The sequence below is a fragment of the Pauljensenia sp. C0170B4 genome (assembly GCF_056590235.1).
The window spans coordinates 31,306-48,643 of sequence record NZ_JBWPVS010000001.1; the positions used below are offsets into that span (position 1 = coordinate 31,306).

Annotated in this window: 14 protein-coding genes and 1 tRNA gene; 9 read left to right on the forward strand and 6 right to left on the reverse strand. The window is 59.3% G+C overall.

All coding sequences use genetic code 11. The features are described 5' to 3' along the window. Window position 1 precedes the first annotated feature (1 nt). On the reverse strand, window positions 2-1,474 hold the full coding sequence (locus AC1EJ1_RS00105; RefSeq protein WP_480295141.1) for an arylsulfatase: 1,473 nt from the start codon (window positions 1,472-1,474) through the stop codon (window positions 2-4). Then, window positions 1,467-3,128: a xylulokinase gene (locus AC1EJ1_RS00110; protein ID WP_480289080.1), complete on the reverse strand. Its 1,662-nt coding sequence runs from the start codon at window positions 3,126-3,128 to the stop codon at window positions 1,467-1,469. The genes AC1EJ1_RS00105 and AC1EJ1_RS00110 overlap by 8 nt, the downstream gene beginning before the upstream one ends. 230 nt (window positions 3,129-3,358) lie before the next feature. Between AC1EJ1_RS00110 and mgrA the strand changes: the two genes are divergently transcribed. Both mgrA and AC1EJ1_RS00120 read left to right on the forward strand, forming a co-directional pair. Continuing rightward, entirely contained in the window at window positions 3,359-4,429 is a 1,071-nt protein-coding gene (gene mgrA, locus AC1EJ1_RS00115) for an L-glyceraldehyde 3-phosphate reductase (protein WP_480295142.1), read from the forward strand. Window positions 4,430-4,442: 13 nt separating this feature from the next. Further along, on the forward strand, window positions 4,443-5,426 hold the full coding sequence (locus AC1EJ1_RS00120; RefSeq protein WP_480295143.1) for a PfkB family carbohydrate kinase: 984 nt from the start codon (window positions 4,443-4,445) through the stop codon (window positions 5,424-5,426). Between the two features lie 29 nt (window positions 5,427-5,455). Here AC1EJ1_RS00120 and AC1EJ1_RS00125 read toward each other — a convergent pair whose 3' ends face one another. Next, entirely contained in the window at window positions 5,456-6,445 is a 990-nt protein-coding gene (locus tag AC1EJ1_RS00125) for a diaminopimelate dehydrogenase (protein ID WP_480295144.1), read from the reverse strand. 133 nt (window positions 6,446-6,578) lie between these two features. Between AC1EJ1_RS00125 and AC1EJ1_RS00130 the strand changes: the two genes are divergently transcribed. After that, window positions 6,579-6,651, forward strand: a tRNA-Arg gene (locus tag AC1EJ1_RS00130). On the opposite strand, the gene gluQRS is transcribed toward AC1EJ1_RS00130, so the two are convergent. The 3 genes from gluQRS to AC1EJ1_RS00145 are packed head-to-tail and all read right to left on the reverse strand — an operon-like array spanning window position 6,617 to window position 10,143. Beyond that, the gene (gluQRS, locus tag AC1EJ1_RS00135) at window positions 6,617-7,627 is read right to left on the reverse strand and encodes a tRNA glutamyl-Q(34) synthetase GluQRS (protein ID WP_480295145.1); all 1,011 of its coding nucleotides are present in this window, start codon (window positions 7,625-7,627) and stop codon (window positions 6,617-6,619) included. The genes AC1EJ1_RS00130 and gluQRS overlap by 35 nt on opposite strands. 28 nt (window positions 7,628-7,655) lie before the next feature. Then, window positions 7,656-8,480: a hypothetical protein gene (locus tag AC1EJ1_RS00140; protein ID WP_480295146.1), complete on the reverse strand. Its 825-nt coding sequence runs from the start codon at window positions 8,478-8,480 to the stop codon at window positions 7,656-7,658. Window positions 8,481-8,496: 16 nt separating this feature from the next. After that, window positions 8,497-10,143, reverse strand: coding sequence for an L-serine ammonia-lyase (locus AC1EJ1_RS00145; RefSeq protein ID WP_480295147.1), 1,647 nt, complete (start codon window positions 10,141-10,143; stop codon window positions 8,497-8,499). A gap of 110 nt (window positions 10,144-10,253) precedes the next feature. On the opposite strand from AC1EJ1_RS00145, the gene AC1EJ1_RS00150 reads away from it, so the two are divergent. The 6 genes from AC1EJ1_RS00150 (at window position 10,254) to AC1EJ1_RS00175 (ending at window position 17,281) form a co-directional block, all read left to right on the forward strand. Continuing rightward, window positions 10,254-11,492 carry an ROK family transcriptional regulator gene (locus AC1EJ1_RS00150; RefSeq protein ID WP_285015953.1) on the forward strand — a complete coding sequence of 413 codons (1,239 nt, stop codon included), beginning with the start codon at window positions 10,254-10,256 and terminating at the stop codon, window positions 11,490-11,492. A 229-nt stretch (window positions 11,493-11,721) separates the two neighbouring features. Further along, a complete protein-coding gene (locus tag AC1EJ1_RS00155) occupies window positions 11,722-13,158 on the forward strand; it encodes an extracellular solute-binding protein (protein ID WP_285015952.1) in 1,437 nt (478 codons plus the stop codon). 4 nt (window positions 13,159-13,162) lie between these two features. Next, on the forward strand, window positions 13,163-14,059 hold the full coding sequence (locus AC1EJ1_RS00160) for a carbohydrate ABC transporter permease (RefSeq protein ID WP_285015951.1): 897 nt from the start codon (window positions 13,163-13,165) through the stop codon (window positions 14,057-14,059). Continuing rightward, window positions 14,056-14,898, forward strand: coding sequence for a carbohydrate ABC transporter permease (locus AC1EJ1_RS00165; protein WP_092648957.1), 843 nt, complete (start codon window positions 14,056-14,058; stop codon window positions 14,896-14,898). The genes AC1EJ1_RS00160 and AC1EJ1_RS00165 overlap by 4 nt, the downstream gene beginning before the upstream one ends. Next, a complete protein-coding gene (locus AC1EJ1_RS00170) occupies window positions 14,895-16,004 on the forward strand; it encodes an ABC transporter ATP-binding protein (protein WP_285015950.1) in 1,110 nt (369 codons plus the stop codon). The genes AC1EJ1_RS00165 and AC1EJ1_RS00170 overlap by 4 nt, the downstream gene beginning before the upstream one ends. Then, window positions 16,004-17,281, forward strand: a complete 1,278-nt coding sequence (locus AC1EJ1_RS00175) for a CehA/McbA family metallohydrolase (RefSeq protein ID WP_285015949.1) — start codon at window positions 16,004-16,006, stop codon at window positions 17,279-17,281. The genes AC1EJ1_RS00170 and AC1EJ1_RS00175 overlap by 1 nt, the downstream gene beginning before the upstream one ends. Window positions 17,282-17,338: the final 57 nt, after the last annotated feature.

The following is a 17,338-nucleotide window of genomic DNA, read 5'->3' on the forward strand; positions in this document are numbered from 1 at the left end:
CCTACCGGCCCTCATCCAGCGGCGGATGGGGCTGAGTCAGGACGGCGTGAACAGGTCGCCCAGTCACCAGGTCTCCCTCGTCAACAAAACCTTCCTCACGACCTTCGAGTTCGGCAATGAGGTAGCCGCGCGCTTTCTTCAACGCTGACTCGTAGTGCGGATCTGAAGCAAGGTTGTGAAGCTCGTGCGGGTCGTCGGCCAGGTCGAAAAGCTGTTCGGTGCCCCACGATGAGTACCACACATACTTGAAATGCTCGTAGACAATCCATTGCAGTGACTGGCCGAATAACGTGTGCTCACCGTGGATGTAGGTGCGCCACGACGCATCCTGTCCACGCAGGAACGGTGCCAGTGACCGTCCATCCACGCCCTCAGGCACGGGTACGCCAGCCAGATCCAACAAGGTGGGCATCAGATCGCGAAGTTCGGTCAGCTGGTCGACGCGCGCTCCTGCAGGGATGCCGGGACCTCTCACGAGGAATGGCACGTGAGCGGACCCTTCGTAGGGGTATCCCTTGCGCCACAGATGGTGGTCGCCCATCATGTCGCCGTGATCGGAAATAAAGACCACATACGTGTTGGAGTCAACGCCGAATTCAAACAGAGCCTGCAGGAATCGTGACACCTGAGTGTCGATATGGGTCATATGTCCGAAGTAACCGGCACGCGCGCGATGCACGGACCGCGGATGATAGACGGCTGCAAGTGCTGTCGGATCCCAGGCGCGCTGCTCATCTTCCATGAGCTCATCAGCCCAGTCGCCCACGGGAGGATCAGTCAACTCGGCCGAATCGTACTGCTCGAACGCCCATGCAGGCGGGTCGAGGGGCGCGTGCGGGCGGTGGAACGACAGGTACAGGAAGAATGGACAGTCAGGATCGCGCCGGTACATCCAGCGGATCGCCTCGCTGACAACCCAGTTCGTCGGATGGAGACGTTCTGCCTTGTCCCACGGACGGGCAACGATGGAATTGCATTCCAAGCCGGAATCAATGTAATCCTCGACAGCGTTTGCGCCCTCCTGGTCGCGCAGCCACGGCAGATAGTCGTCGTACCACGCCACATCGCGTGTGCGATCGCGTGAGACATGCAGGTAGCCGTCGTGCAACTGGACGTCATCAAATCCGATTCGCGTGCGTTCGGGCCAGTAGTGCATTTTCCCGATCGCCTGCGTCTGGTAACCGGCCTCTTTCAGACACTGCGGCAAGGTGGGAGCCACGTCGAATGTGACGCCGTCCTGGTAGCCGACGCGTCGGTGCGACTGAGGGCTCATGCCCGTCATGAGTGACATGCGCGCCGGCACGCATGTTGGAGCCGCGGAATACGTACGCGACATCTGTGCGCCCATCCCAGCCAAACGGTCCAGGTAGGGGGTCTGAACATCCGGATGGCCCAGACTGGAGAGGCAGTCACCCCGCCACTGATCGACACAAATCAGGACGATATTGGGACGCGAGTCCTTTGAATCAGTCATTTGATTCGTGCTGCGAGTGAGTGGAGAGTGCCCGGCCGGCTTCCTGCTGAACACTGATGGCCGCCTGGTAGCGGGTCAGGAAGCGCTCGAAACCTTCTTCATCGCGGGCGACAGGATCAATGACCGAGGATTCGGTGTCGGCAAAGACGCGTTCGGCAAGATAATCCGGCAGGGACTGAGCATCCCCATTGGCACGGTCTGCGCGGAACTTCGCCAGGATTGCGATGCCCCATGCTCCACCTTCGGCGGCGCTCTTTCCAACCGCAACGGGCACACCCAAAGCGCCAGCCATCAACTGCTGCGCGACGATCGGTGTCTTGAACAGGCCACCGTGAGCGAACAAGCGGTCCACCTGGACACCCTCGTCCTCAGTCAGAATGTTCATGCCCAGGCGCAGCACGGCGAACGGCGTCATGAGCTGTGTGCGCATGAAGTTTGCCAGGTTGAATGTGGAGGCAGGCGGGTTGACGAACATGGGTCGACCGGTTTCCACGCCGACGATCGGTTCGCCGGACAGGAAGTTGAAGGCGACCAGGCCACCGCCGTCGGGATCGCCGGTCAGGCCATGCTCGTACAGCAGGTCGTAAACGCGTGGCTTGGGAATATCGACGCCGGCAATTTCAGCGAACTCGCGGAAGATCTTCACCCACGCATCCAGCTCACTGGAACCGTTGTTGGAGTGCACCATCGCAACCGGGGAGCCGTCGGGCGTTGTGACAGGGTCAAGCTCAATGTGCACCTTCTTCAGGGCTTTCTCAAGGACGACCATCGCGAAGATGGACGTGCCGGCCGAAACGTTGCCGGTGCGCGGTGCGACAGCGTTCGTAGCCACCATGCCGGTGCCTGCATCGCCTTCAGGCGGACACATCGCGATTCCTGCTTCGAGGTTACCGCTGGGGTCGAGGAAGCGTGCGCCCTCGGCGGTAAGTTCACCTGCATCGTCGCCCGCTGCCAGAACTGTGGGCAGCAGGTCTGCAACGTCCCACTGGAAGCCCTTTTCTGCGACGAGGTCGCGGAACTGCTGCAGTCGCTCCTGGTCGTAGTCAACGGTGGTGGAATCGATGGGGAACATGCCCGAGGCGTCGCCCACGCCCAGCACGTGACGACCCGTGAGACGTTCGTGGACGTAGCACGCGAGGGTCTGAATCTTCGCCACGTCCGTGACGTGCGGTTCCTCGTTGAGAATCGACTGGTACAGATGAGCAATCGACCAGCGCAGCGGAATGTTGAAGTCGAACAGTTCAGTGAGCTTTTCGCTGGCAGGCCCCGTGTTTGTGTTGCGCCACGTCCGGAACGGCACCAGCTGTTTGCCATCGGCATCGAAGGCCAGGTAGCCATGCATCATGGCGGAAATGCCGATCGCGCCGACGCGAGTCAGCGTGACGTCGAATTCCTTCTTCACGGTGTCGGCTAGCGCGCGGTAGGCGGTCTGCACGCCTCGTTCCACGTCGGCCAGCCCATAGGACCACAATCCGTCAACCAGCTTGTTTTCCCATTCGAATCCACCCTGGGCAATCACCTGGAAGTGCGAGTCGATAAGAACAGCTTTAATGCGGGTGGAACCCAGTTCAATTCCCAGCGCCGTGTGTGCAGCGTCAATATCTGCGCGTTGTTGTTCGTGCGAAGATTGTGCTTCCTGATCTGTCAAAGTCACGTCATACTCCCAGTTCCGACAGTCGTCATCGTGTCGAATCTTCATTAGTCGTCAGGGTCATCCCTGTGCGAATTCCTCACCAGTGTACGTTATTGCGCGCACATTGAAAGTCTGATTGACCAGTTGGTGTTAACGTGATCATCGCGGCAGTGGTTCGCTGATGCACACGCAGTGGGCCATACTGAAGACGAACAAACTGCTCAGAGCGAGAAAAGAATGAAGGCAGTCCAATGGTGAACACGCACATATCAGAAACTCCTATCGCACCACAGCAGATCGATCGCCCGTGGGCACCGGACCCTGACCGATACAGTGGGCCAGGTGCGCACTACCGGCGCTGCGGTGCATCTGGACTGGACTTGCCTGCCATCTCACTGGGTCTGTGGCATAACTTCGGTGATGACCACCCCATCAGTGTGCAGCGGGAGATTATTCGCACGGCCTTCGATCTGGGGATCACCCACTTCGACCTCGCCAATAACTACGGCGTACCGTATGGCTCTGCCGAAAAGAATTTCGGATACCACATGGACCACGACCTGCGCCCCTACCGCGACGAACTGGTCATCTCCACCAAGGCCGGCTACGACATGTGGGACGGTCCCTACGGGAAAGGCGGCGGTGGTCGCAAATACGTTCTCGCCTCCCTGGATCAGTCACTGCGCCGCATGCGTCTGGACTACGTGGACATCTTCTACTCACACTGCTTCGATTCGACCACGCCGCTGGAGGAAACGATCGGCGCCCTTGAACAAGCTGTGCGCTCGGGTAAGGCTCTGTACGCCGGCATCTCGTCGTATTCCCCGGCCGACACCGAACGCGCCGTTGCCCTGGCAGCGGAGGTACACCTGCCGCTGATCGTCCATCAGCCCCGCTATTCCATGCTGGATCGTTCGGTCGAATCCGGCCTCATGGACACCTGCGGTGAAAAGGGACTCGGCATGGCCGTCTTTTCGCCCCTTGCTCAGGGCCTCCTGACCGACAAGTATTTGGGTGACGAGGGTGTCCCTGTCGGATCGCGTATGTGTGAACAACGCTTCCTCCACACCGATGTACTGACCGAGGATCGAGTCAGCCATCTGCGGGCTTTGAATGAGCTGGCTTCCCAGCGTGGACAGTCACTGGCGCAGATGGCGCTCGCATGGTTGCTCAAAGATGAGCGCGTCACCACGGTTCTGGTCGGTGCCTCATCGGCTGCTCAGTTGGCTGATTCGGTGAGCGCCCTCGACAATGCGGCATTCAGTGAGGACGAACTGGCACTCATTGACGAACACTCGCGCCAGGCATCGCTGGACAACTAGGAGCAGGATCGCCATGACAACGCAGCAGGTGGGTCGCGTCATCCACACCGGTCAGGTCGTCGTCGACCTGACCATGAATATCGACCACATTCCACAACCGTCCACGGAGATCTTTGCTGACGGATACGGGCTTGAAGTGGGCGGCGGTTTCAACGTCATGTACGCCGTGCGTCAGATGGGCATCATCGCTGAATACGCCGGCGGACTGGGAGTCGGGCCGTTGGCCGATATTGCGCGCGAACGTTTGGTACGCGAAAAAATCGTTGCCAGCGGGTATCGCGACACGACGATGGACACCGGAATCTGTGTGGCGATGACGGATCGCAACGCTGAACGCACCTTTGTTTCGACCCGCGGCGCTGAACTCAACACTCCACTGGACGCCTACGACGATATTCGACTGGGTGTGGGGGACGTTGTCTATATGACGGGGTATTCGCTGGTTGATGAAGCTCCTAAGGCCGCGCTGCTGCGGCTGATTGAACGGCTGCGCACGCACACGGTTAAGCAGTCGGCTGATTCCGATGAGAAACCCGCGATCGTGTTCGACCCCTCCACGATGGTGGCTGACATCGACCGCGACACGTTGGAAACTGTGGCATCTGTGTATCCGATCTGGTCACTCAATGCCCGCGAATCACGCATTGTTGCGGGCACGCTCGGTGTCGAGATTGACGAAACGGACGATGCCTCACAGCTTGCGCTGTCTTTGTCTGAAACAGTGGACGCGCCCGTCATTGTGCGTCAAGGCGGCAAGGGTGCGTTCGTTGCGGCGGGCGGCCGAGTCGAGACCATCGCGCCGCATGCGGTTGATGCCATTGACACGAACGGTGCGGGGGACACGCATTGCGGCGTGGTCTGCGCGATGCTGGCACGCGGAAGCGAGCTTAATGAAGCGGTGCGCGTCGCGAACGTGGCGGCGGCACTGTCAGTGACGCGGCGCGGCCCGGCAACATGCCCGAGCCTGGTCGAACTTACCGCCGCACTGTCGTCTTAACGGTGTCGCTCACCCACGCCCACGCTAGGTTACAGAAGCTGGGAGCGCAGCTCCTCGGCGCTCAGCGGTGAATAGTAGGCGGGCGCAATATCGAAGACGGTCATCGCACCAGTTCGTCCCTCGCGGGCCAGTCGGGCAACCGCGCGGGCAGTAGCCGTCGCGAAAGCACCCGTGAACTGCGGGTTTGATTCAAGCGTCAGGCCGAAGGAGACAACCTGGCGCGCACCACCGGCCGTGTGACCGCTGCGAATCACCTCTCCGCCGTGCGGCATGCCTGTGTGATCACGGTCGAACTCTTCACGGCTGATGAAGTGGACCGTGGTGTCGTAGTCAGCAAAGTAGTTCGGCATCGTGACGATCTCGCGTTCGATGCGTTCGCGGTCAGCCCCATCGGCCGCTACAACGAAACACTCGCGGGTGTGCTGCTCACGCGTGGTCAGCTCGAGTTCCTCTCCGGCACGAATCCGCTTGCTGTTTTCTTCGACCGGCACCGTGTACTGGATAGCGGTTTCGACACCCTCGATCCGCCGGATAGCATCGGAATGGCCCTGCGAAACGCCACGACCCCAGAACGTGTAGGTCTTCCCATCCGGCAGAGCGGACTGGGCGATAATACGGGCCAGTGAGAACAGACCGGGATCCCAGCCGGTTGAAATCACGCTGAGGTGCCCCTCGGCATCAGCGGCAGCATCAACGGCAGCAAAATACTCGGGAATCTTCGCATGAGTGTCGAAAGAATCAACCGTATTGAACAGTGCGGCAAACTCTGGACCCTGATCTGCCAGATCCGTAGCGGATCCGCCACACAGCACACACACGTCAACTTTGTCACGCCACTGAGGCGCATCACTCACAGCGACAGCTTCGCAGAATTGTGGCTTGATCGTTGCGGGATCGCGTCGTGTAAACACTGCGACCAGCTCCATATCCTCAGCGGCCTGAACTGCCTGCTCAACGGCCTTGCCAAGGTTGCCATACCCGTTAATTGCTACGCGAATTGGTGAATGCCCGTGTGTCATGGGTTGATAGTAGCCCGCACCACCCGCCGACGCACCAGTGGTGTCCACACTGTGAATGTGGCGACGTTGACACCAATTCGATTTGAAGATCAGGCGCCTGACGGTCTAAAGTTAAGTTCAGCCAAACGGCACTGCGCTCGTAGCTCAATGGATAGAGCATCTGACTACGGATCAGAAGGTTGGGGGTTCGAGTCCCTTCGAGCGCGCAGCGGCCCCGCTCGGTGCGATCCACCGGTCGGGGTTTTGCTTTATTTGCGAGGGCGGCGTCACCATCCAGGGCTCTCGCGGCAAGGCGCGAAGCGCCGACAGATCCAACGCGTCAGAAAGATCATTGATCGAACGCGCACCGCGAACCCCCAGTGATTCACCGATCCACTCAATGACGTCGCTAACCGTCCACCCCAGCTTGCGCAGATCCGACAGCGTCACCGCGCCATCGCGCTTCGCCAGGCGCTGACCGGTGCCTGCGGCGAGCGCCAACGGGACATGGACAAAATTCACCTGGTCGATTCCAAGCATGTCGGCCAGCGCTCCCTGCGCCGGCGCCTGACTGAGCAGGTCGTCACCACGCGTCACCTGATCCACACCCTGCGCCGCATCGTCCAGTACGACCGCCAGGTTATAAGCGGGCGTACCGTCGGAGCGCTGAATGACAAAATGATCGACCGGAGCGCGCACCTCACCGTAAAGCTCATCGTGAATGGTCCACTCATCCATCGGGGCGCGCAGCCGCAGCGCCGGACGCCTGACGGATTCAGCCAGGGCCGCTCGGCGTCGCCCTCGTTCCGCATCACTGAGGTTCAGGCACGTCCCGGGATAGTGGCCGGGCGGACGGTGGGGAGCCGACGCAGCCTCACGAATATCGCGGCGCGAACAGTAGCACTCGAAGACCAGCCCCTGCTCCACCAGGTAGTCGATCGCGCGGCGGTGCACATCCAGGCGGGTTGACTGATACATGACTGGCGCATCCCACATCAGACCCAGCGCCGTCAGGTCAGCGATCTGCGAGTCAGCTGCTCCTGAGCGCACCCGGTCCAGATCCTCGATGCGTAACTTGAAACGCCGGCCCGTTGCCTTCGCCCACAGCCACGCCAGCACCGCGGTGCGCAGATTACCCACATGCAGATCCCCCGACGGAGAGGGCGCGAAACGTCCGGCTCCTAGGGCTTTCACCTCACTCATGCGTCCCTCCTTTCATTGTCGAGGGCGCCTAGCGGCCACTTTGATGCAACGTGATGGATGCCCATACGAACAGGAAGACCGCGACCAGGGCCAGCAGGTGTAACACCACGGTGAGCCAGTTCATCGGATGGACGAATGTGCGATACGTGGCCCAGCCGTCCAGAACGAGAGCCGTCATCAGGTAGTACCAGCGGGCAGTGCGCAGGGGATTCGATGTCACTTCCGGGCGTGACGTCAAACGCGCGGCATACTCCTCAGGCGTGCCGAAATACTCCCACGGATCCAGGTCGTCGGCCTCACCCGGTTCAGTCAGGTGCGACTGGGCGTGTTGCAGGTCGGCACGTGCCAGACGCACCTGCGCCTCGGCTTCCTCCGGGGTCCAGAAGTGGGCGGCTCGCAGAACCCGCGAGGTACGGACATACCAGTTGTTTTCCCTGTGATCATTGTGCTCGTGGAGGGCGTCAGTCTCGCGCCACAACCCGATGCATACGATGATGACACCGACGACGAGGATACCGAGACGCGGAACCAGGACGCTGAGTTCATCGGGCACGCGCTGATCCACGATGTGAGCCAGTGCGATGATCATGCCGATTGCGGCGATGGCGCCGACAGACCACGCCACCATGTGCTGCCACAGACCCCGTACATATGACAGGGAAATGCCGTGCGCACAGGTCGCCACGAAGAAGACGGCGACGGCGATGAACAGGTGCCGGGTTTCAAATATGGTGGGTGCCATGCGCAGGCGCCATGTTCCCTCGCCAAGAAGTGACAACGCAATGATGACGATGCCGAGGATCAGGGTCGCGCCTTTCGCCACGCCCCAGTATCGCTTCGGTGGTGGAGCCATTTCGTCACCTTCTCATTCAGCATTCCACGACGTTGACGGCTAATCCGCCAGCTGACGTCTCTTTGTATTTCGACAACATGTCGTTACCGGTTTGGCGCATCGTTTCGATCACGGCATCGAGGCTCACTGTGTGCCTCCCGTCGCCCCATAGTGCCATACGGGCTGCGTTGATCGCTTTGACGGCGGCAATCGCGTTGCGTTCAATGCATGGAACCTGCACCAAACCTCCCACAGGATCGCACGTCAACCCTAAAGAATGCTCCATGGCGATCTCCGCCGCATTTTCCACCTGGAGTGGTGAACCACCCAGAGCCTGAGCCAGTCCGGCTGCAGCCATCGCAGATGCTGATCCCACTTCGCCCTGGCATCCCACTTCGGCACCAGCGATTGACGCATTCGTCTTGATCAGCGCGCCGATGGCCGTGGCTGCGAGCAAGAATTGGCGTATGGCTCGGGTGCGGCGCATACCCGAGCCGCCCTCGTCATCACTGGCGAACAGAGATGAGTCGACGCTGGGCGTAAACGTGGTGGCCCCCGCCTCAGGGCAATACGACACAAGGTATCCGAGCACGGCGGGGATGACGCCGGCTGCTCCGTTCGTCGGAGCAGTGACGATCTGGTGACCTGACGCATTTTCCTCATTGACAGCCAGTGCAAACAGGTTGACCCAGTCGATTGCGCGCATCGGATCGTCAGGTCGCTCGGCCCACGATGGTGCTGCAGAATTGCCATGCTGAGGGCGGTTACCTTGGGCGCACAGTTGAGTGAACAATGTGTGGGCGCGTCGACGCACATCGAGTCCGCCCGGCAGGATCCCGGTCGCGCTGATTCCCGCTTCGATGCAGCTGAACATCGTCGCGGCGATGCGGTCAATGTACCCGTCGACCATTTCGGTTGGACGCATCGACCGCTCATTGGCGTAGACGAGATCTGCGATGGACAGCTGCTGGGATGCGCACTGATCCAGCAGCTCGCGGGCTGATGCAAAGGGATAGGGAGCCTGACATCCGTGAATGTCGGCAGCATCGGGAGCTACGAGGGATGTCACCTCCGGATGGGCGGTGTCATCGTTGGTTTGCATCATGACGAAACCGCCGCCGATGGAGTAGAAGGTGCGCCTGCGCGCAATGCGCCGATACATCTGGTCTGCCCACGCCGTGATGGTCAGCGCGTTGACGTGGTACGGCAGGATCGTTTCAGGTTCGAAACGAATATCGCGCGCGATGTCGAAGAACACGGAGCGGTGGGCGCCCACGGGCAAAATTCCTGTGCGGCTGACCGTGGGGAAGAGCGATTCGACGGTGGTGATGTTCACGGTTTCCGGGTCGTAGCCGGCCAGTCCCAACAAGGTGGCTCGGTCGGTGTTGTGGCCTCGTCCAGTTGCTGCCAGCGACCCGTACAGGTCCACTGTGATTCGTTCGGGTGCAGTGTCGGTGTACTCCAGCTCGGTGGCAAAGGCCAGCCCCGCGCGCATCGGGCCAACCGTGTGGGACGAGGAAGGCCCAATCCCAATGCGAAATAGATCGAAGACCGACAGGGGATGCGGCGCGTCCGCTGCACTGACGGCGCCGGCCAGGAGTGACGCAGGGGTAGGCTCTTCAGCCCCTCCCTGAGCGACAACTGCCTGCCCTCCGTTGAAATAATGGTCGTTAATCCTGTGCATAGGCCTATTGTGCCGCCTAATTGGACTTCAAGTTGCGTAAAGTAGTAGGTGATTATGTTTGTTGCTGCCACCGTTGCGGATGGTCGCTCAATACTCTAACGGAGGGGAAGATGAGAATCGGGACCAGTCTGGTAGAAGTTGGTCAATATAACGAAAAAGTTGTCCTAAATGCTTTAAGACGTCTGGGACCTGCGAGCCAGCGTGATATTGCCGCAAGCACCCAGCTGTCGGTTCAAACAGTGTCGGCAATCGTTCGTCACCTGCTGTCCATCGACGTCCTCAGGGAAATCGGCACGGACTTTCGTGGACGAGGGCGTCCCCACGTCATCGTTGATCTGGTCCCGGAAGCTGCCTACTCGATCGGCGTTCACGTCGATCCGGCGGTGACCAGCCTGGTTATGCTCGACATGAAAGGCCGTGTCGTTGCCTCCAGCGATTCCGATGAGCCAACCCTGGCTGATCCGGTTGAGGCGATGAAGCAGACTGCCGGAAGGATCCGGGAGCTGGTGGAACGAACCGGTGTGCCGGAAGACAGAATTGTCGGCGTGTGCATGGCAGTGCCTGGAGTTGTTGACGTGGCGAACGGATCGCTTAGGGAATCCGTCTGGCTTCCTGAATGGCAGGACGCGCCGCTGGGTGCACTGCTGGCGGAAGGGCTGGGAGCTGAAAAGCCCATTCCGGTTGTCAAAGACACGATTTCGGCATCGATCGGTGAATGCTGGGTGCGCGGTGGCGACATCTTGGATTCAACGATGGTCTTCGTATACTTGGGTGCCGGAATCGGACTTGGCCTGGCGGTCGATGGTGAGCCGCTTGCCGGAGCGTCCGGTAACTCCGGTGAAGTGGGCACAATCCTGAAGACGCTGGGCATGTTCGAAGAGGATAGCGACGGTGGCCTCGACAACGATCCTGCTCTGCTTGTAGAGCGGGCTCACGGAAAGGGTGCCATCGACGGTGATCTTCCGCCGCGCGCCGACCACCACGCTGTGCGCGAAGCTCTGCACCAGGTGTGTGACAAGGCCGAAAATGGCAACCAGGAAGCACGCGACATCCTCCAGGCAGCTGCGCAGCGTATCGCAACTCTGACGGTGGGGGCAGTAGAACTCATTGATGCTGACCTGATCGTGCTGGGCGGTCCGTATTTCAAGGAACTGCAGCCCTACTACCAGAAAGCTGTGGAGGATCTGCTGGCGGAGTCTGCAACTCAGCGTCACCGTGACGTGCAGATCATGGAGTCGATTATGGACGAGGATGCCGGCGCCATCGGCGCGGCAGCCGTCGTTCTGGACCGCAGGTATACGCCACGTTCGCGACGCACGCGCATGGAGGATATGCCGAACAGAAACTGAGCACACCATGTGCTGACGGCACGCGACGAGATGTTTCGGATGAATGTCGCATCCTGGTTGACAAGTAGGTGAGTGCGAATAAGACTGGGTGTGACTCGAAGAACAGCTCGCCGCGTGCCTGTTCTTTTGACGCGGCGGCCCCTTCGGATCAGACAGTGAACACCATCTGACAATCTGACAATCAGAATTTGTACCAATACAGCTCACGCGTAAAAGAGGTTTTCACATCATGAAGCGTCACAATCGTCTTGTTCACACAGCTTTGTTAACTGCAGCAACGTGTACTTTCATCACCGCATGTTCATCGGGTTCAGGCGGCGAAAGCGATCAGCCGGATGCGGGGCAATCCTCGGGCGAAGATGGGGGAGCCATTTCGCTGTCGATCACTGCCAACTCGATTGCCGGAGGCAAGGGAGCGGCTGAAGCCGAATGGATTCAGGACTGGGTTATTCCCGAATTCGAAAAAGCTCAGGCTCAGGCGGGTAAAGATGTGACGGTGACGTTCATCCCGCAGGGGGTTGGCGATGAAGACTACAAAACCAAGATTGCGCTTGACTTTGAATCAGGCAAGAGCGCTGACGTGGTCGGACTGGACGGAATCTGGATCGGGGAATTCGCGGAGGCAGGCTACATTAAGCCGCTGAAAGAGGTTGTAGGAGATGCGGTTAGCCAGTGGGATGGCTGGGAGCAGATCCCTGAAGCTGTTCAAAATGCCGCGTCCTTCAACGATGATCTGTATGGTGTTCCGGTGGGCGCTGATGGCCGCGTCCTTTACTACAACAGGGAGCTCTTCGCTAAGGCTGGGCTTCCTGAACCGTGGGAACCGAAGTCGTGGGATGACGTTCTCGATGCGGCACGCCAACTGAAAAAACTGGATGGAATCACACCGATCCAGCTCAATGCCGGTACGGCAATGGGTGAAGCAACCACAATGCAGGGCTTCCTCCCAATGCTGGTGGGAACCGGGGAGCAGCTGTGGGAAAATGGCAAATGGCGCGGCGATACCCCTGGGATGCGCGCAGTTGTGAACCTTTACAAGACCATCTATGTTGATGAAGAACTTGGTGACCCGATCCTGCAGCAGGAGAGCGCTGGGCGTGATAATTCCTTCGCTGAATTTGCGGCCGGTAAGATCGGTATTCTTCTTGAAGGCGATTACCTGTGGCGGTCAGTGATCAACCCGGCTGAAGGTGTGGGAACAGCTCCGATTGAGAACCGTGAGGAAGTTGTCGGCTACACGCTGATTCCGGCGATGCAGCCAGGAAAGGGCGTGCGCTCGCAGGACTTCGTTTCAATGTCAGGTGGTGTCGCCAGGGTTCTCAATCCTGCCAGTGCGCACCCTGAAGAAGCATGGGAATTATTGACGTTTATGAGCTCACCGGAGGCTTTCGAGGTGCGGGCAAAAGGCACGTTGTCAATCTCTCCGCGGCTCGATGTTAATGAAAAGCTCCTGCCCAACGAACCCATGCTCACCTATGTTTCGGAAAACGTTCTGCCGATTACGTCCTATCGTCCAGGCGTAGCTGAGTACCCGGAGGTTTCTGTCGCCATCCAGCAGCTCACTGAGGACGTTGTCGCAGGCGTGTCCATTGACGATGCCCTTGCCACGTATGTGTCCACGCTTGAAGGAATCGTCGGAGCCGAAGCGGTCGCGAGTGCGAACTGACACCATGAAACGTCGCCGCGTACGTGCCGATGACGTTGCGGGGCTCGGGAAAGCCCGAGCTAGCGCATTCGTCATTCCGGCGCTCGTGCTTATCGCGTTGTTCCTCCTGTTTCCGGCTGTCTGGACGATTGTGCTAGGCATGACGAACTTCAGGCTGACAGGCAGCGCCGCAGCGAACACACAGTTTGTTGCGCTGGATAACTATTTTCACGCACTGAAAGATCCCTCATTTTGGAACTCGGTGCGTCTCAGTGTTGTTTTTGTCGCTCTTTCGGGCGTGGTGGGGCAAACGGTAACCGGTTTCTTCCTCGCGTGGAGTACGCGGCGCATTGCAGGGTGGGCCCGCACACTCTTGGAATCCGTCGTCCTTGCCGCGTGGGTTATCCCAGGGTCAGTCGGCGCATTCGTGTGGCTCGCTCTGCTTGACCGGCGTGGCGGAACACTGAATGCGCTTGTGCACACCCCGAACACCGCTTGGCTCATTGACCATCCGCTCACCGTCATCATCATTTTCAACATCTGGTGTGGAACGGCGTTCTCGATGCAGCTTTTCTCGTCCGCTCTGTCATCGGTGGCTCCCTCGCTGCTGGAAAGTGCCAGGATGGCTGGTGCGTCACCTTTCCGTCAGCTCAATGACGTGGTGATTCCTACCATTCGTGGCCATATTCTCACGAATACCCTGATGATCACGTTGTGGACATTCAATACATTTACGCCCTTCCTCCTGACCGCCGGAGGCCCGGGTCGCAAGACGGAAATCCTTTCGGTATATATCTACAAAACAGCAATTCCGGGCGGAAAGCTGGGCTTGGGAGCAGCACTGTCAGTACTCATGCTGGTGATCAACCTCATCATTGCCCTGATCTATATGCGGGTGGGACGCGGAAAGAAGACTCCATGAGCACGACGTCCATAGGCGCACATGGTCGACATGTCCTGCACAGAATCGTTTTTTCAATTCTGCTTGGGTTCATTGGAGTGTTCTTTGCACTTCCACTGACGTGGCTTTTCATCGCACCTTTCGATGAGAACCCGACGATGGCGTTGAAGATGCCCGAATGGTCTTTGGCCAACTTTCATCGTCTGGCTGACAATCCGTATGCGTTTGCGTCAATCGTCAATTCCCTGATCATTGCCGGTGGGACGATGCTGCTGACAGTCGTTGGAGGCACCCTTGCGTCATACGCACTTTCACGGGTGCGCATTCCCATGCGAGACGGATTGCTCTACGGCATGCTTCTGCTTTCATCCATCGTGACGGGCACTGCCGCCATGGTTCCCACCTTTCAGCTGATGAATGCCATTGGGCTGATCGATACACACACAGGTGTCATCCTGGTTCTCACCGGAGGCATGCTGCCTACCGTCATTTTCATTCTGAAAGACTTCATGGACTCTGTCCCTAAGTCTTATGAAGAATCCGCGCGATTGGCCGGCGCAGGTCCTGCACGTATCCTGTGGGACGTTGTGATCCCCATTGCCCGGCCCGGTATAGCATTCGTGGCAATCTGGACGGTTGTGCAGGTGTGGGGTAACTTCCTTGTTCCGTTCATCCTGTTGCGTGATCCCAGCAAGCAGCCAGCAGCAGTAGTGATGTACACCTTCTACACGGAGGCGGGGCAGGTGGATCTGCGGCTCCTGTCCGTATTCGCACTGGTTTTCGCGTTGCCGGTGTTGCTGATCTATTTCTTTGTGAACCGTCGTTTCGGTTTTCGCTTCTACGGAGGAATCAAATCATGACTGAGACCGTTTCAATGCGCCAGCTGGTCAAAGAATTCCCGAACGGGGTGCGTGCCGTGGACTCAGTTTCCATGAACATTCATGAGGGTGAATTTTTCGCGCTGCTTGGCCCGTCGGGTTGCGGCAAGACCACTTTACTTCGCCTCATAGCAGGTCTCGAGCAACTTACCGGGGGCTCACTTGAAATCAACGGCGACGACATGACGGAGGTGGAGCCGGGTGATCGAGGCGTAGCGATGGTCTTCCAGGACTACGCACTGTTCCCGCATATGAATATTTCCGACAATATCTCCTACCCGCTTAAGGTCCGCCGGGCCTCACGAGAGGTTCGCCGCGAAGCGGCCGAAACAACTGGTAAACGACTTTCACTGGAGCATTTGCTTGAACGCAGACCCGCCCAGCTATCAGGCGGACAGCAGCAGCGTGTCGCTCTGGCCCGTGCGATCGCCACCCGTCCTGACGTCCTGCTGCTGGACGAACCGCTGTCAAACCTCGACGCTCGGTTACGTCTTGAGGCGCGATCCTTCCTGAAGGAGCTTCAGCGTGAGCTTGGTCTGACTTCGGTGTTCGTTACGCATGATCAGGCTGAAGCGCTCGCTTTGGCAGATCGTATTGCAGTGATGAAGGACGGGAAGATCCAACAGGTAGGAACGCCCCGCGAGGTGTTTCACTCGCCAGAGAATGCTTTTGTGGCGTCCTTTATTGGATCGCATCCGATGAACCTGAATGCTGGGACGCTCAAGGTTGAGAACGGAGTAACGATGCTGGATGCATTCGGGATCCATATTCCGCTGGCCGCATCGGTTATCAGCATTGACGTGCCCGGCAGCGACCCGCGACCCGTCATATGGGGAATCCGTCCCGAATACGTTACGTGGTCGCAAACGGAAACGCCCGGAGCGCTGCGCGCCAGGATTGCGACTGTGGAGAATCTAGGCGCCTCGGCCCTCCTGACCGCACGCTGCGGAGATGACCGATTCCAGGCAGTTGTGCCCGAGAGTCCGCTTCCCCATGTCGACCAGGAATGCTGGTTCGCATTCCCTGTCTCAAAGGTGCTTGTCTTCGATCCTCAAACAGGTCATCGAATTGGCGGAGGTGATCAGTGATGGCACCTGTTCAACGCACACTTGTTGAACGCACCTTCCGCGTGACCCTGGCGGATCAGGCCGCCAACCGTTACCCGCGCGTCGAGTTCGAGGTTGATGGGTTCGACTCCATCGAAGCGACACTGAGTTTTTCGCGCGAAGGCGGCGCTGGTATCGACATGGGCTGCGAATCGCCGCAGGGCTGGCGCGGATGGTCCGGGGGTGCGCGCACCAGCTTCATCATTGCCCGTAGCGACGCCACGCCGGGCTACATTCCCGGTGACCTGGAGTCGGGCACGTGGGCAGTCGTCCTCGGACTTCATACTGTCCCTTCGCACGGGTGCGACGTGACGGTGTGCGTGCGCACACCCGCCAGCGGATCCATTGACCACGGACCGGCCGATGAGCCGATCCACCGTGAGGTGCGCGGCAGTGAACGCGGACTGCCTGCCCCGCCCGGACTGACGTGGTACGCAGGTGACCCGCATAATCACTGCCTGCATTCCGACGGGCAATTGTCGCTGTGGCAACTCGCGAACGAGGGCGTCGCCTCCGGCCTTGACTACCTCGGCTGCACGGATCACAACACAGTGAGCCACCATCCCCACCTGGCGGCTGTCAGTGCTCGCCACGGAATTACGCTGATTCCCGGTCAGGAGATGACAACGCACCGCGGGCACGCCAACGCGTGGGGCCAGGTCGGCTTTATCGATTTTCGCCAACCGGCGCAACGGTGGGTGGACGAAGCTGCTGAGCGTGACGCATTCATGTCCATTAATCACCCGGTGTCCGATGACTGCTCGTGGCTGCATCCACTGGAGACGGAACCACCAGGCGCGGAGCTGTATCACGGAAGCTGGTACCTGCGCCCGACTGACACCTCGATCCTGGCGTGGCATGCCCGCTGGAAACACGATGTGGTGGTGATGGGCGGAGGAGACTTCCATCATTACTCCACACCGCTGCGCCCCGGTATGCCGACCACATGGCTGGCAGCTGAAGAATGTACGCCCGAGGCGCTGATCGACGCGATGAAAGCGGGACGTACTACCATCACAGCGGCGGCACGGATGGTCAGCGAAAATGAAGCACGTCCGATCCTGTTCGATATTCCGACAATGATTCGACTGGATGAAGACGGGATTATCGCTGTCGATGCGGTCGGTACCGTTATGGTCGACCGTTTAGGGGAGCGCATCTGTGTCACCGACCAGAATCAACGCATTGCCGCGCCGCGCCGCTTTGGGCCGTTCCGCCTGGAAGGAGCAGACCGCCGCGTACTGGCTCTGTGCGGGTGAGTGCGCTGCGCATGAAACCGCACCACGTGGCTGCCGAGTTCTGCACGAATGAGGCAT